The organism is Micromonospora sp. WMMA1949, assembly GCF_027460145.1.
Lineage (GTDB): Bacteria > Actinomycetota > Actinomycetes > Mycobacteriales > Micromonosporaceae > Micromonospora.
Genome location: NZ_JAPZBG010000001.1, coordinates 4,159,728 through 4,186,071, shown reverse-complemented (window position 1 = coordinate 4,186,071; position 26,344 = coordinate 4,159,728). Strand labels below are relative to the sequence as shown.

The window sequence follows — 26,344 nt, the reverse complement described above, 5'->3', positions numbered from 1 at the left end:
GTTGACCCTCGACCCGCTTGAGGTCACAGGATGACGGCCGTGGAGAGCGAGCTTCGCAGCATCGGCGAGCTGGCCCGGGCCAGCGGGCTGACGGTCAGCGCCCTGCGGTTCTACGACCGTTCCGGCGTACTGGCCCCGGCCCGGGTGGACCCGGTGACCGGCTACCGCTGGTACACCGAGGAGCAGGTGGGCCCGGCCCGCCTGGTGGCCGGGCTGCGCCGGGTGGGGATGCCGCTGGCCGGCATCGCCGAGGCGCTTCGGCACCGGCACCGGCCGGTCGAGGTGCACCGGCTGCTGGACGCGCATCTGCGCCGCCTCGAGGACGGCCTGACCGACGCGCGTCGCGAACTCTCCCGGATCCGTAGCCTGATCGACCCGGAGGAGACCATCGTGACCACCCGCCTCGTCCTGTCCCGCACCGATCTCGCCGCCGCCGTGGACGCCGTACGCTTCGCCGTCGGCGCCGACCCCGGCCTGCCGGTCCTGTCCGGTGTGCTCGTGGAGGTCGAGCCGGACGGTGTCCGGCTGGTCGCCACCGACCGGCACCGGCTCGCCGTGGCCCGGGTCGCCGGCACCGTCGACGGCCCGCCGGTGAGCGCGCTGCTGCCGGTCGCCGCTGTCGACGAGCTGCGGGCGCTGCTGGACGCCGACGGTGCGGTTGACGCCGAGGTCGTCGTCGCGACCGACTGGGTGACTGTCACGGTGGCGGGCCGGCCGCTCACCGCGGTGCCGCTGCCGTACGACTTCCCTGACTACCGGCGGTTGCTGCGGGCGCAGCTCGGCGACGTACCCGCGTACCGGATCCCGTTCGACGGCGCGGCGCTGCGGGCGGCGCTCACCGCCGACGGCGTCGCGGTCTGCCACCGCACGCACGAGGGTGTCGCACACGAGGTGGTGGCGCTCGGCCTGGACGGCCGGGGCGAGCTGCGCCTGGTCGACCCGAACGCCGTGGTCGACGCCGACGGCGACGGCGTGGTTGGCGCGGGCGGGGCGGGCGGCACGGGTGCGCTTCGGGTGGCGGTGAACCGGGAGTACCTGCTGGACGCGCTGGGGTCCGGTGACGGCCAGCTCGTGCTGGAGCTGGACGGCCCGATCGCCCCGCTGGCCGTGCGGCGGCCCGACGACGCGCACGCCTTCTCGGTCCTGATGCCGGTACGCCTCTGACCTTTTCGCGGGCCGGTCCCGGCCCCGCCGCCGCGACGGACTTTCGTCACCGTACGTGACACCACCGCCCTCCCCGGTGCGTCACCCCTCGCGGACTTTGCTCTGCAGCCATCCGCGCACCGCTGACGCTCCGTCGAACGCCGCGTGGGTGGCTGCAGAGCAAAGTCGCCGGAGGGACATGTCGGCCGGGAAACGGTCTCGCGAGATTGACCAGGTCAGCGAGGTGATGAACCACAGTGGGGCGGTGCGGGCACCGGACGACCATCACGGAACGTGAGCGCGGCTGACCGACGGCACCACCACCACGCACCGTCACCAGAAAGGGCATCCCGGCGGCGGGCTACGCGGGCCGGGCCGGAGCGGCGGGGGCGCGACGGTAGCATCTGTGGGTCCCACCTGACTGCCTGGACGGAGGCGTACGAGCAGCATGCTCGACATGGAGTTGATCCGGAAGGATCGCGAGGCGGTGGCGACCGCGCTGGCGAAGCGTCTGGATCCCGCCGAGGTCACCCGGGCGCTGGACGACATCCAGCGGCTCGACCAGGAACGGCGCGCCCTGATCACGGAGATCGATGCCGAGCGGCAGCGCCGCAAGGCCGAGGCGCGCGCGTACGCGGAGGCGAAACGGTCCGGCGGCACGCCGCAGCCGGTCGCCCCGGAGGCCGAGCGCAAGCAGCTCGCGGAGCTGGAGTCCCAGCTCGACGAGGTGCAGTCCCGGCTCCGCTCGGCGATGAGCGAGCTGCCGAACCTGCCCGCCGACGACGTGGTCGCCGGGGGCAAGGAGGCCAACCGGGTGGTGCGCACGTTCGGCGAGGCACCGGCCATCGAGAAGGTACGCGACCACGTGGAGCTGAACCGCGCGCTCGGCCTGGTCGACCACGAGCGGGGCGTGAAGCTCGGCGGCTCGGGCTTCTGGATGTACACCGGTCTGGGCGCCCGGCTGGAGTGGGCGCTGGTGAACTGGCTGATCGAGCAGAACATCCAGGCCGGGTACGAGTTCCTGCTCCCGCCGCACCTGCTGCTGGAGAGCGCCGGTTTCGCCGCCGGGCAGTTCCCGAAGTTCCACGACGACGTCTACCACATCGACAAGCAGTCGTCCTCACGCGGCCAGTTCCTGCTGCCGACGGCGGAGACGGCGATCCTCGGCGCGTACCAGGACGAGATCCTGGAGACGCCGAAGCTGCCGTTGAAGGCGTTCGCGTACACGCCGTGCTACCGGCGGGAGGCGGCCGGTTCGCACTCCGACGAGCGCGGCACCGTACGCGGCCACCAGTTCAACAAGGTGGAGATCTTCCAGTTCACGCTGCCAGAGCAGGCGGGCGAGGCGCTGGAGGCGATGGTCGGGCACGTCGAGGGCCTGGTCGGCAAGCTCGGTCTGCACTTCCAGACCAGCCTGCTCGCCGCCGGTGACGCGAGCGCGTCGATGAAGAAGACGCTCGACGTCGAGGTGTGGATGCCGAGCACCGGCAAGTACAAGGAGGTGTCGTCGGTCTCCTGGGCCGGCGACTACCAGGCCCGCCGGGCAGCCATCCGCTACCGCGAGCCGGGCGCGAAGCAGACCCGCTTCGTGCACACGCTCAACGGTTCCGCGCTGGCCACCAGCCGCCTGTTCCCGGCGATCCTGGAGCAGCACCAGCAACCCGACGGCTCGGTGGTGGTCCCCGAGGTCCTCCGCGACAAGCTCGGCACCGACCGCCTCACCCCGCGCTGACCCGCTCCCCCGCCGCCGCTTCCGCCGCTCCCACCGTCCCCGCCTCTCCCCCGCGATCTTGCACTTCCGGCCCGCGAGAAGTCCGCTTCACCCCTTCCGCCCGGGCACCAACTGCAAGATCGCGGGAGCGGGAGCGGGGGCGGGAGCGAGGGCGGGGGCGGGAGCGGGGGCGGGTGAGGAGGGCCAGGAGCAGCAGCGCCAAGAGGGCGGCGAGGACGGCGGGGCCTGCGGTGTCGACGGCGCCGACCAGGCTCTGCTGGGCTCGGGCGGCGGTGCGGATGACCGGGTCGGTGAAGGCGTCGTAGCGGCCCTGGGCGAGGCGTACCTCGTACCAGCCGTACCAGGCGACGTATCCGCCCGCGACCAGCAGCACCAGGCCGCTCAGCCGGGGCACCCACGCGCCCGCGCCGCGCAGCCGCGCCACGATCCGGCCGCGCAGCAGCGCCACGGCGAGCGCGGCCACGCCGACCACGAGCGCCATCCCCAGCGCGTACGCCCCGAACAGCGCCAGCCCGCGCACCGGTGAGCCGGCTCGCAGGCTGGTCACCACGATCGCCAGGAACGGCGCGATCGCGCAGGTCAGTGACGTGAGCGCGTACGCCGCACCGAACAGCACCATGGACGGCCAGGTACGGGTGAGCCGGGGCGCGACGCGCAACGGGCGCGGCGCGGGCAGCCGCCGGCCGGCGAGCAGCCAGCATCCGGCCAGCGCCAGCAGCACGCCGAGCGTCACGGTGAGCCACGGCAGCCGGGGCCGCAGCCAGTCCGCCGCCGGTGCCAGGGCCAGCCCGAACGCGCCGAACACCAGCACGTACCCGAGAGTGAGCCCGGCCGTCGCGGTGAGCGCGCGGCCGACCGTGCCGCGCCCGCCGTCGGGGCCGGCCACCAGCAACGACAGGTACGCGGGCAGCATCGCGAAGCCGCACGGGTTGACCGCGCCGAGCATGCCCGCGGTCAGGGCAAGTAGCAGCGCGCCGGTCATCCCCGGGCCAGCGTCTCGACCTGCCGGGTCAGCGCCTCGCCGTCCAGGAATCCCTGGTGGACGACCCGGCCGGTGCGGTCCAGGACGACGAATGTGCTCTGCTCGACCACCTTGAACCGGCGCCACAGCGCACCCGCCCGGTCGTCGATCTGCGTCGTGCCGCCCAGGTCGAACTCGGTGACGAACGACGTCATGGCCTTCTGCTCACCGAGCCCGGCGACGCCGACGATCGGGACGGTGTCGCGGTAGGTGGGGGCGATCTCGGCCACCGTCCACGCCTGGCTGGCGCAGGTGGCGCACCAGGGCGCCCAGAACCAGAGCACGACCGGCCGCCCGGCCAGGGTGGCGGCGTCGAACGCCGTACCGTCGAGGGTCTTGCCGGTGAACGACAGCGCGGCCGGCACCGGGGCCGGTGGCGCGGACGACGGCCCGGCTGCTGACCCGGACGGGGACGCGGAGGCCGGGGACGCCGGGGCGACCGCTTCGGTCCGGGCACCGGGCCCGGGTCCGGCGGCGCAGCCGGTCGCGGCGGCGAGCACGACGCCCAGGACGGCGGCGGCGGTCACGGCGGTACGCATCGGCGTCTCCTGGTTCTACTCGGCCCGAACGAGGCGGAGCGCGAGTTCGGGACAGACCTTTACCGCCTTGAGCGCGCCCTCGCGCAGCCACGTCGGCACCGGGGTGGGCGGGAACGCCGGGTAGCCGTTGCCGTCGAGGCGGATGAAGTCCGGCACGACGTGCGCGCAGAGCCCGTGCCCGTCGCAGCGGGACCAGTCCAGGGTGAGCTTCTGCGGGTTGGCGTCCGGTGCGCCGGGCAGGCCCATCATGCCCTTGACCCGCTTGCCGCAGCCCTCGCCGGTGGCGTGCAGCCGCAGGTCGTCGGCGAACACCTCCATGGCGGACAGCGCGAACCGGGCGGTGCCGTCCGGGTGGCTGCACGCGCCGCGTCCCTTGACGTCGCCGGCCGCGGCGCGGACCAGTTCGACCGGGGCGCTGCCGGAGACCGCGAGGTCGACCGAGCGGGCCAGGTCGGGCAGGCCCATCTTGCACGGGCCGCACTGCCCGGCGGACTCGCCCGCGAGGTACCGCACCACCTGGGCGGCCTCGCCGAGCGGGCAGGTGTCGGCGCCGAGCGGCACGATGATGCCGGCGCCGAGCGTGCCGCCCACGGCGGTGAGCCCCTTGCGGGACACCTCGGCCCGCTCGGCGGCCGCCGCGGTGATCCACTTGCCGTGGTAGCCGCCCATCAGGATGCCCGGGCCGGGCGGCACCTCGCACAGGTCGAGGATCTCGCGCAGCGGGGTGCCGGCGGCGCACTCCACCACGGCGGGGCGCTTCGCCGACCCGGTGACGGTGAGCAGCACGGTGCCCGGCTCGTCGTCGGTGCCGAGGGCGGCGTACTCGTACGGGCCGATCCGGGCGGCGACGGCGAGCTGGGCGTACGTCTCGGCGTTCGACAGCAGCGTGGGCAGCCCGCCGACACCGGAGTCGCTGGAGCGCTTCTTCGTGCCGGGCGGGATGTGCGGCAGTCCGTTGATGCCGTTGACGAGCGCGCCGCCCTCGCCGGAGATGAACCGGTGCGGCACCGTGACGATGGTGGTCGGCACCGGCATCCGACGTTCCTGCAACGCCTCGGTCAGCGAGGGCCGGCCCACGTCGTCGTCGGCCACCCCGATCACGATCTCCTCGGCGTCGAGCGCGAACGCGGCGAGCGCGGCGCCGTCCAGGATGAGGTGCGGGGCGCGGGTGAGCAGCACCTTGTCCTTCCAGCTCGCCGGCTCCCCCTCGGTGGCGTTGACGACGACCACGGCGGAGAGGTCCTGCCGCTCGCAGGACTCCAGCACGGCGCGCAGCTTGCGGGCGAACGGGAAACCCGCGCCGCCCTTGCCCTTGAGGTCGATGGCTTCGGCGAGCCGCAGCAGCGCGGCCGGCTCCATCGGACCGATCGGGCCGTGCACCTCCTCGTGGGCCAGCAGGTCGAGCCGGCCGAACTCGGCGAACCCGGCGGTCAGCCGGGGCTCGCCGACACAGGCGACCGGTGGGATCGTCGCGCGCGTCACCGGGCCTCACCACGCAGCCCGGCCCAGTACGCACCGTCGACCGCGTCCGCGTCGGCCCGCTTGCGGCGGCCGGACCGGCTCTCCTTGCCCGCGCGCATCGCGCGACGGGAGGCGAGGTCGACGAGCGTCGGGGTGTCGTCCACGAACGCCTCGTCGGCGGCGTAGCGGGCCGGCGGACGCCAGTAGTCCGGCTCCTCCGGCACGTCCTCCTCGTCCCGGTAGCGGCGGCCGGATCCGCTGAGCGGCTCGGCCGAGAGCGGGGTGCCGGAGATCGGGCCGGCCGAGATCGGCTCACCGGAGACCGGGCGGGTCTCCCAGCGGCGCGGGCTGTCCCACGGCTCCTCCGCCTCGTCGGCCGCGCGCGGCGGCGCGGAGTAGCGGGCCACCTCGGCCGCGGTGGCGTACCGGCGGCTGTCCGGGGGTGCGGAGTGGCGGCCACCGGTGTCCGGCGGCGCCGAGTGCCGGCCGCCGCTCTCCGGCGGGGCGGAGTACCGGGCGACCAGGTCCTCGTCGTCCCGGGAGCGCCGGGCCACCCGCTCCTCGGTCCGGGACCGGCGGGTCACGCGCTCGTCGTCGTCGCGGCGACGGCGGCGGGCGGGCGCCTCCTGGGTGCGGGCGCGCCGGGTGGGTGCCTCCGGCTCGGCCTCGCGCCGCCGGGCGGCTGCGGCGCGGACCGGCTCGCGCAGCGACCCGGGTTCCGGCACCACGGGTACGGCGAACCGCTCCGGGTCGCGCCGCCGGGCGGTGCCTGCCGGTGCGGTCCAGGTGGCCGTCGCCTCGGCCCAGCGGCCCCGGCCGGCGCCGCTGTCCTCCTTGTCGGCGGCCTTCTTCCGGGTGAGCGCGGCGAACACGCCGGTACGTTCCTCGCCCTTGCCGGCCATCGCCTTGTTGAGCGCGACGGCCTGGTGCTGCTCGCGGCTGCGCTTGCCGAGGTGGACCGAGACGCGCACCAGCAGCGCCATCACCACGAGCAGCACGCAGGCGAGGTAGCTCAGCACCACCCAGGCGGCGGCGGGACGGCCGGCGTTGAGGCCGTGCACCAGCGCGAACGGCCAGGAGACGTACGCCATCGAGTGCAGTCCGCGCCAGAACCACTTCGGACCGACGCCGGCGAACCGGACCCGGACCAAGCCGGTCCAGAGCACGCCCACCATCAGCAGCGCGGCGACGGTGCCCAGTCCGACGTAGAGGCCGCTGCCGCTGAGGAACGGCACCACCGCGTCGGTCGGCCCGGCCCGGCCGATCGCGACCTTGGTGATGACGTGGAAGACCAGCCCGGCCACGCCGAGCACGCCGGTGGCCCGGTGCGCCGACTGGAGCAGCACGCGGTGCCGGATGAGCAGCACCAGGCGGTCGGTGGCCAGCAGGCCCAGCATCACGGTGATGCTGAGCGAGACCAGGGCGACCACCCCGGCGAAGAACTCGGTGAAGAAGAATCCGTACGAGTACATGACGCCGCCCGCGCCGGCCAGCTCCACGCCGGCCCACGCGAGGCCGAGCGCGGAGGCGGTCAGCGCCACCATCGCGGACTTCGACATCGTCCGGGCACCACGGCTGGTGGTGGTGGTCCGGACGGTCGTCGCCTTCTCGTTCTGCTGTGCCCGGGCCATCTGCTCCTCGATCGTCTCGCGGCGGCGCCCCCACCGGCCGACCCTGCTCCCCACTCAGGTACGGAGGGACGGCGCGGACGGATCACCTCCGGTGGCGAATTTCTCGGCCGGATTCTCGAACCGTCCGGCCCGGACGCGCGTGTAGCGCCTGACGCAACGACGGATGCCCATACGTTGACAGACTTTGCAACATCCTCGTAACCTTGCCGCAAAATTTCAGGCTGGTTGCAAGAAGCCGGCCTGATCCAGGCTCCACTCCCCCGCATCCCCGCATCCCCGCACCCCGCAGGAGTCCTGATGCATCGACGCCGATGCCGTGCCGCCGCGCTCGCCCTGGGTCTGGCCGCGAGCCTGCTCGTCCCCGTCGCCGCCGCGGCACCCCCGGCCGCAGCCGCCACCCCCGGCACCAAGAAGGTCATCGTCCAGCTCTTCGAGTGGAACTGGACCTCGGTCGCCGCCGAATGCACCAGCACGCTGGGCCCGAAGGGCTACGGCTACGTGCAGGTGTCCCCACCGCAGGAACACGTCAACAGCAGTCCGTGGTGGGTGTCGTACCAGCCGGTCAGCTACCGGATCGAGTCCCGCAAGGGCACCCGCGCGCAGTTCCAGTCCATGGTGAACACCTGTCACGCCGCGGGCGTCAAGGTGATCGTCGACGCCGTGGTCAACCACATGTCCGGCCAGGAGAACGGCGGCACCGGCTGGGCCGGCTCGTCGTACGGCCACTACAACTACCCGGGCACCTACTCCTCGGCGGACTTCCACTACTGCGGCCGCAACGGCAACAACGACATCGCCAACTACAACGACCGGTACGAGGTGCAGAACTGCGAGCTGGTCAACCTCGCCGACCTCAAGACCGAGTCGGAGTACGTGCGCGGCCGGCTGGCCGCGTACCTCAACGACCTGCTCTCACTCGGCGTCGACGGCTTCCGCCTGGACGGCAGCAAGCACATGCCGGCCGCCGACATCGCCGCGATCAAGGCCAAGCTGAACCGCAGCGCGTACCTGGTGCAGGAGGTCATCTACGGCGCCGGTGAGCCGATCCAGCCGACCGAGTACACCGGCAACGGTGACGTGCACGAGTTCCGGTACGGCAAGGACCTGGCCCGGATGTTCAACAACGAGCGGCTGGCGTACCTGAAGACCTTCGGCGAGTCCTGGGGCTACCTGTCGAGCGCGAAGGCGGTGGTCTTCACCGACAACCACGACACGCAGCGCGACGGCGGCGTGCTCACCTACCGCGACCGGGGCACGTACGCGCTCGCCAACGCGTTCATGCTCGCCTGGCCGTACGGCACGCCGGCGGTGATGTCGAGCTTCACGTACAGCGGCCGGGACCAGGGTCCGCCCGCGGACGGCAGCAACCGGATCACCAACGTGACCTGTTACTCGGGCTGGGAGTGCGAGCACCGCTGGCCGGTCATCGCCAACATGGTCGGCTTCCGCAACGCCACCGAGGGCGCCGGGGTCTCCAACTGGTACGACAACGGCTACCAGCACATCGCGTTCAGCCGTACCGGCAAGGGCTACCTGACGATCAACGACGAGGGCAGCGCGGTGAACGGCCGCTCCTACTACACCGGGTTGCCGGCGGGTCGCTACTGCGACGTCGTCCACGGCACGTTCAGCAACGGCTCGTGCAGCGGTCCGGTGATCACGGTGGACTCGTCCGGCTGGTTCGCCGCGAACGTTCCCGCGCACGACGCGATCGCCATCCACATCGGCGCGAAGCTGAGCTGATCCCACCGGCGCGAAGCTGAGCTGAGCCACCCGGGCCGCGAAGCCCTCGTACCCGTAGTACCGGGTACGAGGGCTTCCGGTCGGTTACAGTCGGTTTCGTGCTGTTCGACCGGTTCGCCATGCGCCGGCCTCCCGGCTGGCTGATCGCCGCGCTCGCCGTACCGCTGCTGCTCGTCACCGCGCTGCTGGTCGGCCGCGCGCTCACCGTCACGCCCGTGCGCCAGGCGGCGCCACCCGCCGCCGCTCCCCCTGCTACGACCGCCGCGCCGAGTCCGTCGCCGCAGGAGTCGGTGCCGCCCGCCGCGCCGGCACCGGACGACCTGCCCGTGGTCACCTACGACCCGGCACCGCGTGGCTTCCCGCCCGACCCGGACCCGGCCGACACCCGCCCGCTGAGCGAAGGGCTGCGCCCGAACCGGAACGTGGCCGCGTACGACGCGCCGGGCGGCCGCCCGCTGGCGTTCCTCGCGCCGACCATCAGCGGCGTACGGCTGACAGTGCCGATCATCGACCGCCGCTCCGGCTGGACGGCGGTGCTGCTGCCGTCTGCCAACCGCACCATCGCCTGGCTGCCGTCCGGCGGCTGGACCACAGTGGTGCTGCGCGACCAGATCGTGGTGGAACGGCGCACCCACCGCCTCACCTGGAGCCGGGACGGGCGCGCGATGCGCACCTGGCCGGTCAGCCTCGGCATGTCCGGGCAGCTCACCCCGCTGGGCCGCACGTTCGTGCTGGGCCGCACCCCACCCCCGCAGGCCGTCTACGGCGGTGTCGACATCTTCGCCCTCGGCGCGATCCCCGACGACCCGGACGCGGTGCCGACCGGGCTGCGCGGCGCCCACATCGGACTGCACAGCTGGTACAACGACGACACGCTCGGCAAGAACGTCACGAACGGCTGCATCCGGCTGACCCGCAGCGCCCAGCGCCAGCTGCTGACCGAGGTCGAGCCGGGCACCGCCTTCGTGGTGGTCGACCGCCTGCCCTGACCGGGCTCAGCCCAGCAGCCAGCCGTCGGACCCGATCCGCTCAGGCCGTCGCGCCGCCGTCGACCGCGATCGACGCGCCGGTGATGTGCCGTCCGCCGGGGCCCACCAGGTGACTGACAGTCGCCGCCACGTCGTCCGGGGTCGCGTACCGGCCGAGGGCGATGTGCGACCGCTGCCCGTCCGCGCCCGCGCTGTCCGCCGGGTTCATGTCGGTGTCGGTCGAGCCGGGCAGGATCAGGTTGACGGTGATCCCACGCGGACCGAGTTCGCGGGCGAGCGCCCGGGTCAGCCCGTTCACGGCGCTCTTGGTCATCGCGTACGCGCTCACCCCGGGAGCCGGGACACGGCTGGCGAAGCTGCTGCCGATGTTGACGATCCGCCCACCCGCGCCCATGTGGCGTACCGCCGCCTGGGTGGCGAGGTAGACCCCGCGCACGTTCACCGCGATCGCCCGGTCCAGGGCGTCCAGGCTGACCGACTCGATCGGCCCACCCGCGAACACCCCGGCGTTGTTGACCAGGATGTCCAACCGCCCCAACTCGGCGACGGTCCGCTCCACGGCACCCACCACTGCCGTCGCGTCGGTGCTGTCCGCATTGATCGCCAGGCCGGTCCGGCCGTACGCCTCGATCTGGGCCACCACGGACTTCGCGCTGTCCTCCGCGGTGCGGTAGGTGAACGCGACGTGGATGCCGTCCTCGGCGAGCCGGCGCGCGACGGCGGCGCCGATCCCCCGGCTCCCACCCGTGACCAGGGCGACCCTGTCGGCACGTCTGACCGTCATGCCGTCATCCTGACAGTCGACTCAGGACAGCGATCATCCGGGTCACCGTCCGTCTCCTGTCCGTTCGATCAGACAGGGTTGCCGGCGCCCAGTCCGGGTACGCGCGGGCCGTCCAGCGGCGAAACGGGGAGGCGGACATGAGCGCACCGACGGGACGGGTCGACACGATAGTGCTCATCCACGGGCTCTGGATGACCTCGCGGAGCTGGGAGCACTGGGCGCAGCGGTACGCCGCGCGCGGTTTCCAGGTGCTCACGCCCGCCTGGCCCGGCATGGACCGCGAGGTGGAGGACCTGCGGGCCGACCCGACGCCGATCGCCGCGCAGCGCATCGCCGACATCGCCGACCACTACGAGGCGATCGTCCGGGACCTGCCGCGCCCGCCGATCATCATGGGCCACTCGTTCGGCGGCCTGATCGCCCAGCTGCTGGCGGACCGCCGCCTCGGCGCCGCGGTGGTCGCCGTGCACCCCGCACCGGTACGGGGCGTGCTCAAGCTGCCGCCCGCCACGCTGCGTTCCGGGTACTCGATCCTGCACAACCCGGCCAACCGGCACCGCGCCGTGCCGTTCACCCCGGAGGACTTCCGGTACGCCTTCGGCAACACCATCAGCCAGGAGCAGTCCGACGCCGCCTGGGAGCGGTACGCCGTACCGGGCGCCGGGCACGTGCTGTTCGAGGCGGCGTTCGCCAACCTGGATCCGAACTCGGCCACCGAGATCGACAAGAAGCGCAGCGACCGCGCTCCGCTGCTCATCACCGCGGGCGGCGAGGACCACGTGGTGCCCGCGTCGCTTGCCAGCTCGATCGCCAACCTCTACCGGAGTTCGACGGCGCTCACCGGCTACCGGGAGTTCCCCGGCCGGTCGCACTTCGTCGGCGGCGAACCGGGCTGGGAGGAGGAGGCGGACTACGCGCTGGAGTGGGCGGTCGAGGCGGCGAACGAGTACTCCCCGACGGTGGTCGCCGAGGCGCCGCGACGACGCTGACCCACGGGTATATCAAGATCAGCGAAAATTGATATCATCGCCTCGTTCGAGTGCTCGAACGAGGAGGCGCACATGTCCCGAACCATCCTTGACGTCGATGACGAACTCCTGGCCGAGGCCGCCGAGATCCTCGGCACGGGCACCAAGAAGGCCACTGTCAACGCCGCGCTTCAGGAAGTGGTCAACCGGGAGAAGCGCCGGGAGTTCGCCGACTGGCTCAAGAGCGGCGGCCTGCCGGACCTCACCGACCCGCAGCAGGCGTCGAAGCCCGAAGCGGCATGACGCAGGAGCGCTACCTCCTCGACAAGTCTGCGCTGGCCAGGTGGCCGAAGCCGGCAGTGGCACACGTCCTGGACGAGTTGTCCGAGCGCGGTCTACTGGCGGTCTGCGGGGCGGTCGAGATCGAGGTGGTGCACAGCGCCCGTTCAGCAAAGGACGCGAAGCGCGCTCGATGGCTGCTCCGCGGTTTCGACTGGCTCGCCATGCCGGACGACATCTGGGATCGTGCGATCGACGTCCAGGTGCAGGCGCTGCACAAGGGCAACCACCGAGCGCTCTCGATGGCCGATCTGCTGATCGCCGCGACGGCCGAACGGCATGGCGTGACCGTTCTGCACTACGACGGTGACTTCGACCTGATCACCGCGATCACCGGGCAGCCGACGACGTGGGTCGTCCCGGCCGGAAAGGCCGACTGACCGGCTCCGGCCCTCGAGGGTCGGGTGGGGCCGCCGCGAGCAGCGCCGAGGCGTCCAGGACGAGCCCGTTCGCCGACCGCCCGTCGGCCCCGGCTCGTGCACACTCCGCTTCCGGTGCGGTAAGCGGGCGTTCTCATCGCGGCCGGAACCGCCGGGAGCACTCACCGTCGTGCCCGGGCCGGAGCAGACACCGCTGTCCACCAGACAATGATCGATCGCAGAACACCCAGTGGCGAACGTTCTGGTCGTCCTCCGCCGAGACAGTGGTGCCGCCGGGCTCGGTCTGTGGCAGGACGTGCGACCAGTGCGCCACCACCCGGGCCAGCCGCTGAGCGGAGAGCAGGTCGTTGACGACGACCGGCAGGTGGATCACCCATCGCTCGGTCACCTGTCGTACCCCCGTTCGTTGCGGGCCCGGGCCTGCTCCGACTGCCAGCGGCGCAGCGCGTTCTTGATCCGGTCTGTCTCCCGGCGGCTCTGCGCCAGCGCGTCGTAGACGACGGCCAGGTCACCGGCGACGCGGTCGAGGAACTCCCGCACCTCCTGCGGGTCGAGCCCGCGCCGGCCCAGTTGGGTCGTCCGGAAGCTCCGCTCACGGACCTGCCACGGGCGCAGGGGTTGGTAGGCGGACGAGCGGTAGCAGGTCGATCCGAGGACCGATCGCCGACGACGCCGGACACGCCGGAGGAAGACGCGCATGACAGGACCTGCCCCTCACCGTCGAGATCGAACCGTGGAAGGGCAGGCCCACCGGCCCGCCCCGCACCGGCGGACCCACCCCGGCACCTGCCACCGCAGCCTTCGACCAGCAGTACGTCAGCAGGGCACAACGCGTGGCCCAGGTCGACACCCGATGACCCAGCCGATCCGGCCACTCACTCATCGTGCAGTGGACCGCCCCCTTTGCGCAACTCCCGATTCGGGATGATGTCATTGCGAAGCTCGTCCGCTTCCGCCACACTGACCGGCATGACTGGAAGCCCGACCGTCCGACGTCGACGCCTGGCCGCTGCCCTCCGTCGCCTCCGTGAGCAGACCGGCATGACCGCCGACCAGGCCGCCAAGGAGGTGGGTATCTCGAAGTCGGCGATCAGCCGCATCGAGAACGCCCAGGTGTCCGTCATGCCGCCGGTCGCCCGTGGACTTCTCGAGCTGTACGGGGTGGAGGGCGACGAGGTGGACGCACTCGTCCAGGTCGCCCGCGATGCCCGCAAGCGCGGCTGGTGGCAGGCGTACGACGACGTGCTGCCGGACTGGTTCGAGGTCTACGTCGGGCTGGAGGCCGAGGCGGCCGAGATCCGCGCCTTCCAGCCGCAACTGGTTCCGGGTCTACTCCAGACCGCCGACTATGCCCGCGCGGTCATCCGCGCCGAGCACCCGGACGCCCCGACCGACGAGGTGGACCGGCGGGTCGAGTTGCGCATGCGCCGTCAGGACACCGAGACTCCGCCGAAACTCTGGGTGGTGCTGGACGAGGCAGCGCTACGGCGGCCGGTCGGCGGCGCGGAGCTGTTCGCAGCGCAGTTGCGGCGACTGGCCGAGGAGGCGGACCGGCCCGGCCGCACCATCCAGATCCTGACCTTCGGCGCGGGCGAGTACGGGTCGATGGGCAGCGCCTTCAGCGTGCTGACCTTCCCCGAGCCGGCCGCTCCGGGGGTCGTCTACGTCGAGACCCGCGCGGGTAGCCTCTATCTCGAAGGCCAACAGGTGAGGGAGTACAGCCGCGTCTTCGAGCACCTGGTCGCCACGGCGGCCGGCGCCCGGGAGTCGCGCGACCTCATCCTGGGGGCGATCGACGAGCTATGAGAGGACGGCGCGGGTGGAAGAGGCCAACCAGGCGACGATGACCTGGCGCAAGAGCACCCGTAGCAACGGTTCCGGCGACTGCGTCGAGGTCGCCGACAACCTGCCCGGCGTGGTCGGGCTACGCGACAGCAAGGACCCGCGCGGTCCCATCCTCGCCTTCGACCCGGCAGCCTGGTCGACCTTCGTCGCGAGCGTCAAGTACGAGACGTTCCGGAACTGAACGCGGCAGGCATCGCCTGCGCACCCTGCCCTACGATCCGATGCCCGAAGCCTCCGCGCTTCGTAGCTTCGCAAGGGCGCGCAGGTACTCGTCTTCCACGATCCGGTCGAACGCTGCTGGCTGCGCCCCCGCGTGCACGACCTTTCGCGTAAGCCGCGCCTGCTCCCAGAACCTCAAGCCGATCTCGGTGGCGAAGATGTCAGCCGCCAGCAGACCTCGCAACTGGCTCTCAGGCATCCCGCCCAGTTGCCAGGTCGCGGCCCAGAAGTTGAGGATCAGATTGATGTAGGCCCGCTGCCTTCGCCGTTCAGGGGCAGGGTCCTGGGTCAGCGACCCCCAGCACTCCATCAGCACGGCATCGTCTATGGCCATCTTGAGCAACAAGGCGTGCTGGTCACGTTGCGCGTATTCCAATGCGATGCGGGCCTGCCTGTTTTGACTGATGGTGGTGGCGACCACACCCACGAGAGCCAGCGCGGACAGAAGCATGGAGACCGAGCCGTAGGCTTGGCCGATATTCGCCAAGCGCTCCCAGTCGGTACTCGGATCGAAGGCGTAGTCGATCAGGGGCGGGGAGAGCAGCAGCGCAAGCCCTCCCAAGAAGACCAACAACGCCCAGACGGCTACGCCGCGAACACTCCTCATCTACGCAAGGCTAGTTCTCCCATCAAAGTTGATCAATCGAGCGCGCCGCCCCTGGCGCCCCGACCCTCCTGGCTCTGCACTCACCGCAGGTCCGGCACGCCGTGCGGCAGGTTCTGGTGTGCGGGTGGGTGTGCCGGGTATGACGGAAACATGAGGGCGAGTTTCCGTCTGGGTCGGATCGCCGGCGTACCGGTCGGCGTCAACTGGAGTGTCCTGGTCATCTTCGTGCTGATCGCGTGGGCGCTGTCGGCGAGCCTGTTCCCCGCCTCGTACCCCGGTCACTCGCCCGTCGCCTACGTCGCGGCCGGCCTGGCCGCCGCCGTGGTCTTCTTCCTCGGTCTGCTCGCCCACGAGGTGGCGCACGCGGTAGTCGCCAAGCGCAACGGCATCGAGGTCGAGGGCATCACGCTCTGGCTGTTCGGCGGCGTCGCCGAGCTGAAGGGCGAGGCGAAGGACCCGGGCGCCGAGCTGCGGATCGCCGGGGTCGGGCCGCTGGTCAGCCTGATCATCGGCGTGGTGTTCGCGGCGATCGCGGTGGCCGTCGCCACCGCGGGCGGGCACGGGCTGCTGCTCGGCGCGCTGGCCTGGCTCGCGGGCATCAACGTGCTGCTGGCGATCTTCAACGTGCTGCCGGCCGCCCCGCTGGACGGCGGGCGGCTGCTGCGCGCGGCGGTCTGGAAGTTCACCGGCGACCGGACCAAGGCGTCGGTGGTGGCGGCCCGCGCGGGCTGGGTGCTCGGCGTGGTGCTGATCGGGCTGGGGCTGTGGCGGTTCTTCACCGGCGCCGGGTTCGGCGGGCTCTGGCTGGCGCTGATCGGCTGGTTCCTGCTCGGCGCCGCCGGCCAGGAGGAACGCGCCGCCCGGATGGGCGACGCGCTGCGCGGCGTCCGGGTCGGCGACGTGATGACGCCCCAGCCGCAGACCGCGTCCGGCGACCTCACCGTGGCCGACTTCGTCGACCACTACCTCTTCGCGTACCGGCACTCGGCGCTCCCACTGACCGTCGACGGCAGGCCGGTCGGTCTGGTCACGCTCGATCGGGTACGCGGCATCGCGGCGGACCGCCGCGCGGCAACCACGCTGGCTGAGGTGTCCTGCCGGGCCGACGAACTGGTGCTCGCCCGCCCCGAGGAGCAGCTGACCGACCTGCTCCCACGGCTCAACGAGTGCACCGACGGCCGGGCGCTCGTGGTGGTCGGCGACCAACTGGTCGGCATCGTCTCGCCCAGCGACATCAGCCGCGCGGTGCAGCGCGGCAGCCTGCGCCAGCAGATGCCGGCCGGGCGGTGACCCGCATGAGCGACCGCACCGAGCGAAGCGAGGGCCGGGAGCGCATGCCCAGCCAGCGCCGTCAATCCCGGGGGAAGTAGCGGTCCATCTCGGCGGTGCGGAACTTTCCCTTCGGGTCGAACTCGCGCAGCAGCGCGGCGAAGTCGGTGTGCCGGGGGTACGCGGCGGCGGGATCGCGCTCGAACAGCTTGCCCCAGTGCGGGCGCGGCGCGAACGGGGCGAGCCGCTCCTCCACCTCGGCCAGCACCGGCGCGACAGCCACCGGGTCACCGATCCAGGTGAAGTGCAGCGCCAGCGAGTCGCGCCGGAAGTTCGGGCTCAACCACAGCTCGTCGGCGGCGATCGTCCGCAGCTCGCAGATCTGGAGCGCGGCGGCGATCCGGTCGGCGACCGGATCGAGCGCGGCGAGCGCCGCCGTCGCGTCGTCGCGGGCCACGTGCCACTCGGACTGCAACTCGTCGCCGCTGCTCGGGGTGAAGCCGAGCCGGAAGTGCGGCAGCCGCTCGTGCCACGGCCCCGGCTCACCGAGCTGAGCGGTGCAGTGCTCCGGCGACATGCCGGGCACCGGGTGCCGGGGCGAGTCGGCGGCCACCGTGTCCAGCCAGTCGGCGGGCGGCAAGGCCTCGTCGGCGTCCTGCTTCACCCACACCTGGTCGAAGCGCTCGGAGCGCCACGAGGTGAAGACGCTGACGCTGTACGCGGCGTCCAGCGCCTCGTCCAGCGCGGCGCGGGGCAGGCCGAGGCGCACGTGCTGGCGCACCGCGTACGTGGGCACCACGTCGAGCGTCAGCCGGGTGACCACGCCCAGCGCGCCCAGGTTGACCACCAGCCCGGCGAAGCGCGGGTCGCTTCGGTCGACGGTGATCAGGTCGCCGTCGGCCGTGACCAGTTCCAGCCCGGCGACGGCGGCAGCCAGGTTGCGGTTCCGCGCGCCGGATCCGTGGGTGGCGGTGGCGACCGAGCCGGCCACCGAGATGTGCGGCAGCGACGCGAGGTTCGCCAGCGCGTACCCCTGAGCCTGCAGCGCGGTGGCCAGGTCGCCGTAGCGGACGCCGGCCGCGACGGTGACGGCGCCGCGGTCCGGGTCGAGCGCGACGGCGGGCGGCAGGCCGTCGAGCGCGATCTGGGTACCAGTGGTGTCGCCGAGCCGGTTGAACGAGTGGCCGGTGCCGACGGCCCGGACCAGGTCGGCCTCCGCGACCAGCCGCCGCAGTTGGTCGGTCGAGGTCGGCCGCGATCGGGTACGCGCCGACCAGCTGACGTTTCCGGCCCAGTTGGTCTCCGTCATGCGCTGCATCATCCGCCATCATGCGCCGACAGGGTTGCCCCGGCCACTCGGCGGGAATCCTGGCGGAATGAGCAGCTACCGCGACCCGAGCCTCCGCGGCGACGTGTACCCGTCGGAGGAGGAAATCGACCCGACCGGCGTGGACCCCGACGCTGCGGAGATGCCGCCAGTCGGTGTGGGACCCGCCGGTGTGGGGGTGACGCCCGTGGCGACCGCGCCGGTGCCGGGGCCCACGCCCGAGCCCGAGCCGGCTCCGGTGCCCCACCCGGGGCCGCCGCCGCGCCAGGGGACGGCCAGGTCGATCGTGACCCGGCACCTGGACGGTTCCGTCGAGGTGGTGACCGACCTCGACGGCGACGGCGTGGCCGACGTGGTGCAGGTCGACCTGGACGGCGACGGCGTGCCCGACGTGACGCTCCTGGACAGCGACCGCGACGGCCGCCTGGACACGGTCCGCCGCGCCACAGCGAGCTGACCCGTCCGCCGCTCACGCGTACCGCCGAGGATGGCCCGGCGAACGGGTACAGCTTCCGCGGGGGCGCCCGCACCGTTGATCATGCAGTTACTGCCCCGACAAGAGCCGTAAATCCGGCACCGAAAGGGCCGCAACTGCAAGATCGCGGGTTTGTGGGGTGGTGCGGGAGGGCGCCTCCCGCACCGCGAGATTGTTGTTCCGCGAGGTGGGACCGGTGTAGATCTTGGTAAGAAAGTGCCCCTATGGGGGCCGTTTCTTACCAAGATCTCGACGGGGCCGGGCGGCGGGACGGGCGGCGGGTCAGAGCTGGGGCATCACCTCGGCGGCTACCAGCTCCAGGTGGTCCAGGTCGGTCAGGTCGAGCACCTGGAGGTAGGCCCGGGAGCTGCCCGCCTCGGCGTACCGGCCGAGCGTCTCGACCACCTCGGCGGGCGTGCCGGCGGCGCCGTTGGCGCGCAGCTCGTCCGGGTCGCGTCCGATCGCCTCGGCACGCCGGGCCACCTCGGCCTCGTTGCGGCCGCAGCAGAGCACGAGCGCGTTGGACCAGGTCATCGTGGACGGATCGCGGTCGATCGCGGCGCAGGCGTCGCGGACCCGCCCGAACTGCGTGACGGTGTCCTCGACCGAGACGAACGGCAGGTTGAACTCGTCGGCGTACCGGGCGGCCAGGCGGGGCGTGCGCTTCGGGCCCATGCCGCCGAGCAGGATCGGCGGGCGGGGGCGCTGCACCGGCTTGGGCAGCGCGGGCGAGTCGCTGACCGGGTAGTACGTGCCGGGGTAGTCGAACGTGGCGCCCTCCGGGGTGGACCAGAGCCCGGTGATGACGGCGAGCTGTTCCTCCAGCCGGTCGAACCGCTCCCCCAGCGGCGGGAACGGGATGCCGTACGCGGAGTGCTCCTCGGCGTACCAGCCGGTGCCGATGCCCAGCTCGACCCGTCCGCCGCTCATCTGGTCGACCTGCGCCACAGTGATCGCCAGCGGGCCGGGTAGCCGGAACGTGGCGGCGGTCATCAGCGTGCCGAGCCGGATCCGGGTGGTGTCGCGGGCCAGCCCGGCGAGCGTGGTCCAGGCGTCGGTCGGGCCGGGATCGCCGCTCACCGAACCCATCTTCAGGTAGTGGTCGGAGCGGAAGAACGCGGCGAAGCCGGTCTCCTCCGCGCGGCGGGCCACGGCGAGGAGCTGGTCGTATGTGGCGCCCTGCTGGGGCTCGGTGAAGATCCGCAGTTCCATCCCCCGAGCATATGGAGCCGCCCGGGCCGGGGCAGCGCGACCTGTCATTCCTTGCCAGGCATATAACCGATGAGGCATATTGAAGCGGTGAGCGTCGACGCCTTCACCGTCCTGGCCGAGCCTTCCCGGCGCCGCATCCTGGACCGGCTGCGCCGGGCGGAGAGCAGCGTCGGCGAACTGGTGGACGCGCTGGGCATGAGCCAGCCGGCGGTCTCCAAGCACCTGCGGGTGCTACGCGAGGCCGGACTGGTCACCTGCCGTACGGCCGCGCAGCGGCGCATCTACCGGGTCGACACCACGCCGCTACGAGCCGTCGACGACTGGCTCGGGCCGTACCGGTCGATGTGGACCGCGCACCTCGACGCCCTGGAACGCCATCTCGACAGTCAGGAGTGACAGATGGACCGCGACACGTTCCGTCCCGGCCCGCTCGCCCGGGTCGAGCTGGCACCCGACAACGAACTGGTCTTCGTCCGCGACCTGCGGCACCCGCCGGAGAAGGTGTGGGCCGCGCTCACCGACCCGGATCAGCTCGCCGGGTGGGCGCCGTTCCTGGCCGACCGTGACCTGGGCCGCCCTGGCGACGCAGTACTCAGCACCGTCGACGGCGACCAGAGATACCCGGCGCCGGCCCGGGTGCTGCGCGCCGACCGGCCGCACCTGCTGGAGTACACCTGGGGCGACGACCTGCTCCGCTGGGAGCTGACCACGAACGGCGACGGCACCACGCTCACGCTGCGGCACCGGGTCGGCGGTCCCGACCTCGCCGCGATGACTGCCGCCGGCTGGCACATCTGCCTCGACGTCGCCGCGCATCTGCTCGACGGCGACCCGGTCGGCCCGATCCGGGGCGCGGAGGCGAAGGACTTCGGCTGGGCGGAGCTGCGCGACGCGTACGCCGAACGCCTGAACCGCGACTGACGGTACGGCCGCCCTACCCGTCGAGGTGGTCAGCGGGTGCGGTCTGCAGCAGCCAGGCGAGCGGCATCCGGGCGTGCTCGGCGTACCGGCCGTCGCCGGCGAGCTCGTGGAGCGTGACGGTCTGCGCGCCGTCCCGCTCCACGACCCAGTAACGCGGGATGCCGGCCGAGGCGTACTCCCGGGCCTTCGTCACCGAGTCCATGGTCTCCGAACCGGGCGAGACGATCTCGACCACCAGCACCAGGTCGGCCACGGCGGACCAGACGCGACGGCTGGGCGGCTTCCGCCAAACCGTGATGTCGGGGATCCGGCCACCGTCGCCGCTGGGCCCCGGCACCCGCACACCGACGGCCTGAAGCACCTGCTCAGCGGGCCAGCCCGCCATGATCAGCCAGGCGAAGATCCGGCTCGCGATGATGGCGTGCTCGGAGTCGGGCGGCGGCATGACCGACAGAACCCCCTCGGGGCTGGTCTCGTAGCGGTGGCCGTTCGGGTCGGCGGCATTCATCGTCGCCACGTCGTCGAGCGTCACGACGGCGGGCATGTGCATGCCGACTGCCTCAGCGCTCATGACGCCATCCTATGGCAGCAGGCCGCGTAGCCGCGGCATCCAACCCCGTCACCCGGTCCGGCGGCGGAGCCAGCCGGCGGCGCCGCCGACCAGCGTCGTTCCGATGGTGGTGCCGATCGCCACCAGCGCCGCACCGACCGCCCACAGGCCGGTGTCGTCGGTCGAGGCGGCGTGCACCGCCCACGGGACGGTGAACGCCACTGTCATCACCGTTGCCACCAGCCAGATGTTCAGCCACCAGCCGGCGACGGCGGCCAGCGCGCCCAGGGTCAGCACCGCGGCGGCGACCTGCCAGACCGCGTACGGCCCGCTCATGTCGCCGGTCCGCGGGTCCACGGTCCAGCCGGACTCCCAGCTCAGCCAGGCCACCCAGGCGCCGGCCGTGGCCAGCGCCAGGATCAGGCCGCCGAGCAGCGTACGTCTCGTTGTCACGCCTTCGATCCTGCCCGGCCGGCGGGGCGGCCGAATGAGCACGCGTACTCGATTTCGCCGCCGCGCACACGGCGGTGTGCGGCCCGAGAATCCCCGTCCGCACCGCGCCACTCTCCATCCCCGTCCGCCGCGCCGTGGCAAGATCGCGGGCGTGACGAGTGTGTCCCGCCCCCTGCCACGGCTCGTGGCGGCGGAGGCGTTCGCGGACGTCCCGGCCGAGCGGCTCCTGGCGGTGCTGGAGGCGGTCACGATGGTCCTCACGCTCCCCCACCGCGCCGCCGAGCGGGTGGACGCGCTCGTGGTGCCCACCGGCCAGGGCGAGGACTGGCGCCTCACCGACGCGATCCGCGCCTGGGAGACGGGCCCGGCGCTGCGGCACCTGCTGGTGGCGAACACCGACTCGGCCGAGCGGACGTATCGCCCGCTCACGCTGGACCGGTTGCGCGGGCTCGGTCTGCGCCGGACCGACGGGGTCGTGCTCCAGGCCGAGCCGGTCACCGGCACCGGCCGGCAGGCCACCTGGGTCGTGGAGGAGGTACGGGCGCTGGGCGTCGGCAGCGTCGCGCTCGTCGTCTCGCCGTACCACCTGGTCCGGGTCTATCTCACCGTGCTGCGGGCCTGCGACGACGCCGGCCTGCGGATCCCGATGGTTCCGCTGCCCGTGGCGATCGCACCGGACGCCCCGGTGCCGGAGACCGGCGCGGCCGGGTACGACCTGGTGGCCGGCGAGGTCAGCCGGCTGCTCCGCTATCCCGGCCAGGGGTGGATCGCCACCCCGGAACGGCTGCGCGACTACCTGCGCTGGCTCTGGTCCGAGCACCGCCCCCTGCTCACCGGCGCCTGAAGGTCGGCCGCGCGCCGCCGCCGGCAAGGGTTCTAAGCGTCGGGGATCCGGACGGTGAGCACCCGGGTGCGGACGCGGAAGCCGGCCGCGTCGTACATCCGGCGGGCCGGGTTGCCGTCGACCACCGACAGGCCGACGGACGGTAGCCCTGCCTCGCGCGCGCCGCGCAACGCGTGCACCAGCAGCGCCCGGCCGAACCCGCGCCGCTGCGCGCGGGGCGCGACGCCCAGGTTGAGGATCCAGACGCAGTCGTCGTCGGTCCACGGCACCGGTCCGGCGCACAGCACGTGCCCGGCGCTGCGGCCGTCCGGGTCGATCAGCCGGGCCGAGGCGGGCACCAGCGGCGGCACCGGTTCGCCGGTGTCGAACATCGCCCGCACCTCCTCGGTGTCGCTGGGCTGCCAGCGGCCGTCCGGGTGGTCCGGGCCGTACGCCGCGTCCAGCCCCGCGGCGAGGTCGTCGTCCCAGCCGGGGGCACCGAGCGACCAGCCGTCCGGCAGGGTCACCGCTTCGGGTACGTCGGTCAGGTCGTGCCGCATGTCCGTGGCGGCCCGGTCCAGCGTCAGCCCGTCGGCCACCAGTGCCGACGCGAGCGCCTCGTCCGGCGTCTCCAGCCGGTGCCCGGCCAGGTCGCGCCGCACCTGCCCGACGAGCCGGGTCAGCGGCGCCCCGGGCAGCGGCCGGACGTCGGCCGCGACCGCCGTGCCGTCGTCGTCCCGCAGCCGCATCCGGGCCAGCGGAGTGTCGTCGTCACCGACCAGCAGCGAGTCGGCAGGGGCGTCGGGGTGCGGCAGTACCGGCATTCGCGGCAGCGTACCGGCCGCGCCTCCCTCCCGCTCCCCCGCCGATCTTGGAGTTGTGGTGCCTGAATCGCCCAACTCGGTGGCATTTGTCAACCGCCACAACTCCAAGATCGGCGTCGGGCCGGACCGGCGAGCGGTGGGAGGCGCTTAGGGTTGGGGGGTGAGCAGGGTCGATCGGGGCAGCAGGACGATCGCCGCCGCGCCGGCGGCCGTCTACGACGCGCTCGTGCACCGGGCGGCCCTGGAGGCGTGGCTGCCGCCGGACGGGATGCGCGGGCGAATCGAGCGCTGGGATCCGCGTCCGGGCGGCGGGTTCCGGATGGTGCTCACCTACCTCGACGCGACCGGCAACCCGGGCAAGACCTCGGACGCCACCGACGTGGTCGACGTCGGGTTCGCCGAACTCGTACCGGCGCACCGGGTGGTGCAGACCGCCGTGTTCCAGGCCGACGACCCGGCGTACGCGGGCACCATGACCATGACCTGGCGCCTCGCGGCGGCCGGCGACGGCACCGAGGTGACAGTCACCGCCACCGGCGTACCTCCGGGCATCGACCAGGCGGTGCACGAGGAGGGCATCGCGTCCTCGCTGGCGCACCTGGCCGCGTACCTCGAACCGGGCGGCTGAGCTCGGCGGACGCCGGGATTGGCGGCGGTTTTTGCGGGTAGCCGCCGGCGGTGACCGGGCAGCGGGAGGGGCGCGGCGGCCGGCGGGGGTCGTCGCGGCGCGCCGGCCTGGACGCGGAACGGTTCGACGAGGCATGGGAGCGCGTGACCGAGCGCGGCCGGGCCGCCGGGCGGGACCGGATGCAGCAGCTGCGGATCAAGTCCGTACTCGCCGTGCAGGCCGGACTGGCGGCGGCGCTGGCCTGGGCCGTCGCGCGCTGGCTCACCGGCATGCCGAGCCCGATCTTCGCCCCGGCGGCCGCGGTCGCGGTTATCACGTCGTCCTTCGGACGGCGCCTCTCCAACACCGTCGAACTGCTCGCCGGGGTGACGCTCGGCATCGTCGTGTCGGACCTGCTGATCGGCGCCGTCGGCGCCGGGGTGTGGCAGACCGGCGTGATCGTCGCGGCGTCCGTCCTGGTCGCGCTGGCACTGAGTACGCGGGGCGGGATCGTGGGCAACGCCAGCGGTACGGCGGTGCTGCTCGGCGCGCTCTCCTCCTCCCGGCACACACTGGAGTTCCCCCGCTTCGTCGACGCGCTGATCGGCGGCGGCGTGGGACTGGTGGTGACGCTGCTGCTGGTGCCGATCAACCCGCTGCGGGTCGTGCGGCGGGTGGCCGCGCCGACGCTGCGGCAACTCGCCGACCAGCTCGCCGCGACCGCCGCCGCGCTACGGCGACGCGACCACGACCTGGCCGACCGGTCGCTGAGCCGGTCGCAGGCGATCGGCGCGGACCTGGGCCGGTTCTGGGACGTCTTCGGCGGCGCGAAGGAAACAGTCGACCTCGCCCCGGCGCGCTGGCCGAGGCGGCGTTCCGTCCGGCACTACCAGCTCAGCGCGCCGGACGTGGACCAGGCGGTCTGGAACACCCGCGTACTGGCACGCCGGGCCGTCGTGCTGATCGAGGACGGGGAGCCGATACCGGAGAGCCTGCCGGACGCGGTGGAGGCACTCGGCGCGGCGGTGCACGCCGTACAGGAGGAGGTTCTCGCGGACCAGGGCCCGGAGGACGCCCGCCGCCACGCGTTGCGTGCGGTGGCGGCGGCGACGCGCGCGGAGCTGGCCGGGACCGGGCTGTCCGGCACGGTGATCGTGGGGCAGGTCCGGACCGCGGCCAGCGACATCCTCCAGGCGACCGGGATGGACCGGGAGGAGGCGCTGCGGCGCATCCGGGAGGTGGCCGCCGCCCAGTCGTGAGGCCGGTCAGGCGTCCCCGCGGACGCGGGCGTGCAGGTGCATGTCGTGCCGCCCGTCGTCGTGCACCGCAGCGCTGCGCTTGGTGCCCTCCAGCCGGAACCCGGCCTTGACCGCCACCCGGCACGACGCGACGTTGCCGGTCGAGTGGTCGAGCCAGAGCCGGTGCAGCCGCCCTTCGCCGAGCGCCCACGCGCTCACCGCCCGCAACGCGCGGGAGGCCACGCCCGCGCCACGGGCGGCCGGAACCACCCAGTACGCGCAGCCGGCCTCGCCGTCGTCGAGGTTGAAGCCGCCCAGCGCCATGCGGCCCACCACCTCGTCGCCCCGGGTCACCGCCCAGCTCGCGCCCGTCTCCTCCTGCCACGAACGACGGAGGTGGGCGATCCACTGGAGGACCTGCTCCGGCGACGCGGGCCGGCGGGTGTGCCAGCGGCGGATCTCCGGATCCTGGTACGCGGCCAGGACGGCGGGCGCGTCCCCGTCCGCCCAGGGGCGCAGGACCAGGCCGCCCTCGGCGGGCAACGTCGGTTGCGGGCCGGTGGTGAGCGTGCCGGCGGGAACGGCGGGCGGTGTGGACACCGGGAAGCGCATGCCCGACTCTCCCCCGCGGACCACCCCGCGTGTCAATCCGGTTCGGATCGGCACATGCGCGGGTCCACGCGTCGCATGGCCGCTCGGCTAGGGTGCGCCGGTGGCAGTGACGGCAGCGGGGGTCTTCCGGCGTACGCCGCGGGAACGGGCCGACCAGCGACTCGCCTGGGAACGCGCCGACCAGCCGTTCTTCGCCGCCGGGGCCTGCCACATCCTGGCCTGGGCGTGCCGGGACACCTACCCCGACCGGCCGATCGGCATCGCGGGGTTGCGGTTCGCGGGCGAGCGCCAGGTCTTCCACGTGTACGCGACCTGGGCGGACCGGGCGTTCGACCACGCCGGCTGGAACCCGGAGGCGGATCTGCTCGCGGCCAACCGGGAGTTCGAACGGCGTCCACTGGACCGGATCGCGATCGTCGACGACCTCGCCACCTTCTGCCGGGCCCAGCATCACCGCATGCCGCACGAGTACTGGGACGATCCGCTCCCCCGCGCCCACGACTACGTGAGCCGGCATCCCCCGCCGTGGACGTGACGCCGGATTCCGGTAGGGCCGGGCTCTGATCGGCCGGGCGTACCCATGTGAACTGCCCGCCGACGAATGCGCGGGGCGGGCCGGTCCCGCCGCCGTC

At 72.9% G+C, this 26,344-nt stretch carries 31 protein-coding genes; 17 read left to right on the top strand and 14 right to left on the bottom strand.

Features of this window, described 5'->3' with window-relative positions:
• The first annotated feature begins 30 nt into the window (after nucleotides 1–30).
• Nucleotides 31–1,164, top strand: coding sequence for a DNA polymerase III subunit beta family protein (locus O7607_RS19835; protein WP_269704687.1), 1,134 nt, complete (start codon nucleotides 31–33; stop codon nucleotides 1,162–1,164).
• Nucleotides 1,165–1,591: 427 nt separating this feature from the next.
• The gene (gene serS, locus O7607_RS19830) at nucleotides 1,592–2,875 is read left to right on the top strand and encodes a serine--tRNA ligase (RefSeq protein ID WP_269704686.1); all 1,284 of its coding nucleotides are present in this window, start codon (nucleotides 1,592–1,594) and stop codon (nucleotides 2,873–2,875) included.
• Here serS and O7607_RS19825 read toward each other — a convergent pair.
• The 4 genes from O7607_RS19825 to O7607_RS19810 are packed head-to-tail and all read right to left on the bottom strand — an operon-like array spanning nucleotide 2,862 to nucleotide 7,581.
• Nucleotides 2,862–3,857 (bottom strand): cytochrome c biogenesis CcdA family protein, encoded by a 996-nt coding sequence (locus tag O7607_RS19825; protein ID WP_269704685.1) that lies wholly within the window; start codon nucleotides 3,855–3,857, stop codon nucleotides 2,862–2,864. The two genes, serS and O7607_RS19825, sit on opposite strands and share 14 nt — an antisense overlap.
• On the bottom strand, nucleotides 3,854–4,435 hold the full coding sequence (locus O7607_RS19820) for a TlpA family protein disulfide reductase (RefSeq protein ID WP_269704684.1): 582 nt from the start codon (nucleotides 4,433–4,435) through the stop codon (nucleotides 3,854–3,856). The genes O7607_RS19825 and O7607_RS19820 overlap by 4 nt, the downstream gene beginning before the upstream one ends.
• A 15-nt stretch (nucleotides 4,436–4,450) precedes the next feature.
• Nucleotides 4,451–5,917, bottom strand: a complete 1,467-nt coding sequence (locus O7607_RS19815; protein ID WP_269704683.1) for an NADH-quinone oxidoreductase subunit NuoF family protein — start codon at nucleotides 5,915–5,917, stop codon at nucleotides 4,451–4,453.
• Nucleotides 5,914–7,581: a ferric reductase-like transmembrane domain-containing protein gene (locus O7607_RS19810; RefSeq protein ID WP_269704682.1), complete on the bottom strand. Its 1,668-nt coding sequence runs from the start codon at nucleotides 7,579–7,581 to the stop codon at nucleotides 5,914–5,916. The genes O7607_RS19815 and O7607_RS19810 overlap by 4 nt, the downstream gene beginning before the upstream one ends.
• Nucleotides 7,582–7,824: 243 nt before the next feature.
• Here O7607_RS19810 and O7607_RS19805 point away from each other — a divergent pair, with 243 nt between their 5' ends.
• Together O7607_RS19805 and O7607_RS19800 are read left to right on the top strand one after the other, a co-directional pair.
• Nucleotides 7,825–9,270, top strand: a complete 1,446-nt coding sequence (locus O7607_RS19805) for an alpha-amylase (RefSeq protein WP_269704681.1) — start codon at nucleotides 7,825–7,827, stop codon at nucleotides 9,268–9,270.
• A 98-nt stretch (nucleotides 9,271–9,368) separates the two neighbouring features.
• The gene (locus O7607_RS19800) at nucleotides 9,369–10,259 is read left to right on the top strand and encodes a L,D-transpeptidase (RefSeq protein WP_269704680.1); all 891 of its coding nucleotides are present in this window, start codon (nucleotides 9,369–9,371) and stop codon (nucleotides 10,257–10,259) included.
• Between the two features lie 40 nt (nucleotides 10,260–10,299).
• Here the strand turns inward: O7607_RS19800 and O7607_RS19795 are convergent, their stop codons facing one another.
• Nucleotides 10,300–11,043: an SDR family NAD(P)-dependent oxidoreductase gene (locus O7607_RS19795; protein WP_269704679.1), complete on the bottom strand. Its 744-nt coding sequence runs from the start codon at nucleotides 11,041–11,043 to the stop codon at nucleotides 10,300–10,302.
• Nucleotides 11,044–11,180: 137 nt separating this feature from the next.
• Between O7607_RS19795 and O7607_RS19790 the strand changes: the two genes are divergently transcribed.
• The 3 genes from O7607_RS19790 to O7607_RS19780 all read left to right on the top strand — a co-directional run bounded on the left by O7607_RS19790 (nucleotide 11,181) and on the right by O7607_RS19780 (nucleotide 12,730).
• The gene (locus O7607_RS19790) at nucleotides 11,181–12,032 is read left to right on the top strand and encodes an alpha/beta hydrolase (protein WP_269704678.1); all 852 of its coding nucleotides are present in this window, start codon (nucleotides 11,181–11,183) and stop codon (nucleotides 12,030–12,032) included.
• Between the two features lie 72 nt (nucleotides 12,033–12,104).
• Nucleotides 12,105–12,314, top strand: a complete 210-nt coding sequence (locus O7607_RS19785) for a type II toxin-antitoxin system VapB family antitoxin (RefSeq protein ID WP_073831258.1) — start codon at nucleotides 12,105–12,107, stop codon at nucleotides 12,312–12,314.
• Nucleotides 12,311–12,730 (top strand): PIN domain nuclease, encoded by a 420-nt coding sequence (locus tag O7607_RS19780; RefSeq protein WP_269704677.1) that lies wholly within the window; start codon nucleotides 12,311–12,313, stop codon nucleotides 12,728–12,730. The genes O7607_RS19785 and O7607_RS19780 overlap by 4 nt, the downstream gene beginning before the upstream one ends.
• A 133-nt stretch (nucleotides 12,731–12,863) precedes the next feature.
• On the opposite strand, the gene O7607_RS19775 is transcribed toward O7607_RS19780, so the two are convergent.
• Together O7607_RS19775 and O7607_RS19770 are read right to left on the bottom strand one after the other, a co-directional pair.
• Nucleotides 12,864–13,118, bottom strand: a complete 255-nt coding sequence (locus O7607_RS19775) for a hypothetical protein (protein WP_269704676.1) — start codon at nucleotides 13,116–13,118, stop codon at nucleotides 12,864–12,866.
• The gene (locus O7607_RS19770) at nucleotides 13,115–13,429 is read right to left on the bottom strand and encodes a DivIVA domain-containing protein (protein ID WP_269704675.1); all 315 of its coding nucleotides are present in this window, start codon (nucleotides 13,427–13,429) and stop codon (nucleotides 13,115–13,117) included. The genes O7607_RS19775 and O7607_RS19770 overlap by 4 nt, the downstream gene beginning before the upstream one ends.
• 270 nt (nucleotides 13,430–13,699) lie before the next feature.
• Between O7607_RS19770 and O7607_RS19765 the strand changes: the two genes are divergently transcribed.
• Entirely contained in the window at nucleotides 13,700–14,536 is an 837-nt protein-coding gene (locus O7607_RS19765) for a helix-turn-helix domain-containing protein (protein WP_269704674.1), read from the top strand.
• A 37-nt stretch (nucleotides 14,537–14,573) separates the two neighbouring features.
• Nucleotides 14,574–14,756 carry a DUF397 domain-containing protein gene (locus tag O7607_RS19760; RefSeq protein WP_181726740.1) on the top strand — a complete coding sequence of 61 codons (183 nt, stop codon included), beginning with the start codon at nucleotides 14,574–14,576 and terminating at the stop codon, nucleotides 14,754–14,756.
• A 30-nt stretch (nucleotides 14,757–14,786) separates the two neighbouring features.
• Here the strand turns inward: O7607_RS19760 and O7607_RS19755 are convergent, their stop codons facing one another.
• Entirely contained in the window at nucleotides 14,787–15,401 is a 615-nt protein-coding gene (locus O7607_RS19755) for a DUF6082 family protein (RefSeq protein WP_073831254.1), read from the bottom strand.
• Nucleotides 15,402–15,551: 150 nt separating this feature from the next.
• Between O7607_RS19755 and O7607_RS19750 the strand changes: the two genes are divergently transcribed.
• Nucleotides 15,552–16,691: a site-2 protease family protein gene (locus tag O7607_RS19750; protein ID WP_269704673.1), complete on the top strand. Its 1,140-nt coding sequence runs from the start codon at nucleotides 15,552–15,554 to the stop codon at nucleotides 16,689–16,691.
• Between the two features lie 61 nt (nucleotides 16,692–16,752).
• On the opposite strand, the gene O7607_RS19745 is transcribed toward O7607_RS19750, so the two are convergent.
• A complete protein-coding gene (locus O7607_RS19745) occupies nucleotides 16,753–17,979 on the bottom strand; it encodes an FAD-binding protein (protein WP_269704672.1) in 1,227 nt (408 codons plus the stop codon).
• Between the two features lie 67 nt (nucleotides 17,980–18,046).
• Between O7607_RS19745 and O7607_RS19740 the strand changes: the two genes are divergently transcribed.
• A complete protein-coding gene (locus O7607_RS19740; RefSeq protein WP_269704671.1) occupies nucleotides 18,047–18,454 on the top strand; it encodes a hypothetical protein in 408 nt (135 codons plus the stop codon).
• Nucleotides 18,455–18,754: 300 nt separating this feature from the next.
• Here the strand turns inward: O7607_RS19740 and O7607_RS19735 are convergent, their stop codons facing one another.
• On the bottom strand, nucleotides 18,755–19,684 hold the full coding sequence (locus tag O7607_RS19735; protein ID WP_269704670.1) for an LLM class F420-dependent oxidoreductase: 930 nt from the start codon (nucleotides 19,682–19,684) through the stop codon (nucleotides 18,755–18,757).
• A gap of 87 nt (nucleotides 19,685–19,771) precedes the next feature.
• On the opposite strand from O7607_RS19735, the gene O7607_RS19730 reads away from it, so the two are divergent.
• Nucleotides 19,772–20,080: an ArsR/SmtB family transcription factor gene (locus O7607_RS19730; RefSeq protein ID WP_269704669.1), complete on the top strand. Its 309-nt coding sequence runs from the start codon at nucleotides 19,772–19,774 to the stop codon at nucleotides 20,078–20,080.
• A 3-nt stretch (nucleotides 20,081–20,083) separates the two neighbouring features.
• Nucleotides 20,084–20,605, top strand: a complete 522-nt coding sequence (locus O7607_RS19725; protein WP_269704668.1) for an SRPBCC family protein — start codon at nucleotides 20,084–20,086, stop codon at nucleotides 20,603–20,605.
• Nucleotides 20,606–20,618: 13 nt separating this feature from the next.
• Here O7607_RS19725 and O7607_RS19720 read toward each other — a convergent pair whose 3' ends face one another.
• Together O7607_RS19720 and O7607_RS19715 are read right to left on the bottom strand one after the other, a co-directional pair.
• A complete protein-coding gene (locus O7607_RS19720) occupies nucleotides 20,619–21,176 on the bottom strand; it encodes a Uma2 family endonuclease (RefSeq protein WP_269704667.1) in 558 nt (185 codons plus the stop codon).
• Nucleotides 21,177–21,224: 48 nt separating this feature from the next.
• Complete coding sequence (locus tag O7607_RS19715; RefSeq protein ID WP_269704666.1) at nucleotides 21,225–21,608, bottom strand: hypothetical protein; 384 nt, start codon at nucleotides 21,606–21,608, stop codon at nucleotides 21,225–21,227.
• Between the two features lie 151 nt (nucleotides 21,609–21,759).
• Between O7607_RS19715 and O7607_RS19710 the strand changes: the two genes are divergently transcribed.
• Complete coding sequence (locus O7607_RS19710; protein ID WP_442929494.1) at nucleotides 21,760–22,452, top strand: hypothetical protein; 693 nt, start codon at nucleotides 21,760–21,762, stop codon at nucleotides 22,450–22,452.
• 32 nt (nucleotides 22,453–22,484) lie between these two features.
• On the opposite strand, the gene O7607_RS19705 is transcribed toward O7607_RS19710, so the two are convergent.
• Nucleotides 22,485–23,255 carry a GNAT family N-acetyltransferase gene (locus O7607_RS19705; RefSeq protein ID WP_269704665.1) on the bottom strand — a complete coding sequence of 257 codons (771 nt, stop codon included), beginning with the start codon at nucleotides 23,253–23,255 and terminating at the stop codon, nucleotides 22,485–22,487.
• 160 nt (nucleotides 23,256–23,415) lie between these two features.
• Here O7607_RS19705 and O7607_RS19700 point away from each other — a divergent pair, with 160 nt between their 5' ends.
• Nucleotides 23,416–23,883, top strand: a complete 468-nt coding sequence (locus O7607_RS19700) for an SRPBCC family protein (RefSeq protein ID WP_269704664.1) — start codon at nucleotides 23,416–23,418, stop codon at nucleotides 23,881–23,883.
• 50 nt (nucleotides 23,884–23,933) lie between these two features.
• Nucleotides 23,934–25,121: an FUSC family protein gene (locus tag O7607_RS19695; RefSeq protein ID WP_269704663.1), complete on the top strand. Its 1,188-nt coding sequence runs from the start codon at nucleotides 23,934–23,936 to the stop codon at nucleotides 25,119–25,121.
• A 6-nt stretch (nucleotides 25,122–25,127) separates the two neighbouring features.
• On the opposite strand, the gene O7607_RS19690 is transcribed toward O7607_RS19695, so the two are convergent.
• On the bottom strand, nucleotides 25,128–25,712 hold the full coding sequence (locus tag O7607_RS19690) for a GNAT family N-acetyltransferase (protein ID WP_269704662.1): 585 nt from the start codon (nucleotides 25,710–25,712) through the stop codon (nucleotides 25,128–25,130).
• A 100-nt stretch (nucleotides 25,713–25,812) separates the two neighbouring features.
• Between O7607_RS19690 and O7607_RS19685 the strand changes: the two genes are divergently transcribed.
• On the top strand, nucleotides 25,813–26,247 hold the full coding sequence (locus tag O7607_RS19685) for a hypothetical protein (protein WP_269704661.1): 435 nt from the start codon (nucleotides 25,813–25,815) through the stop codon (nucleotides 26,245–26,247).
• Nucleotides 26,248–26,344 lie beyond the last annotated feature (97 nt).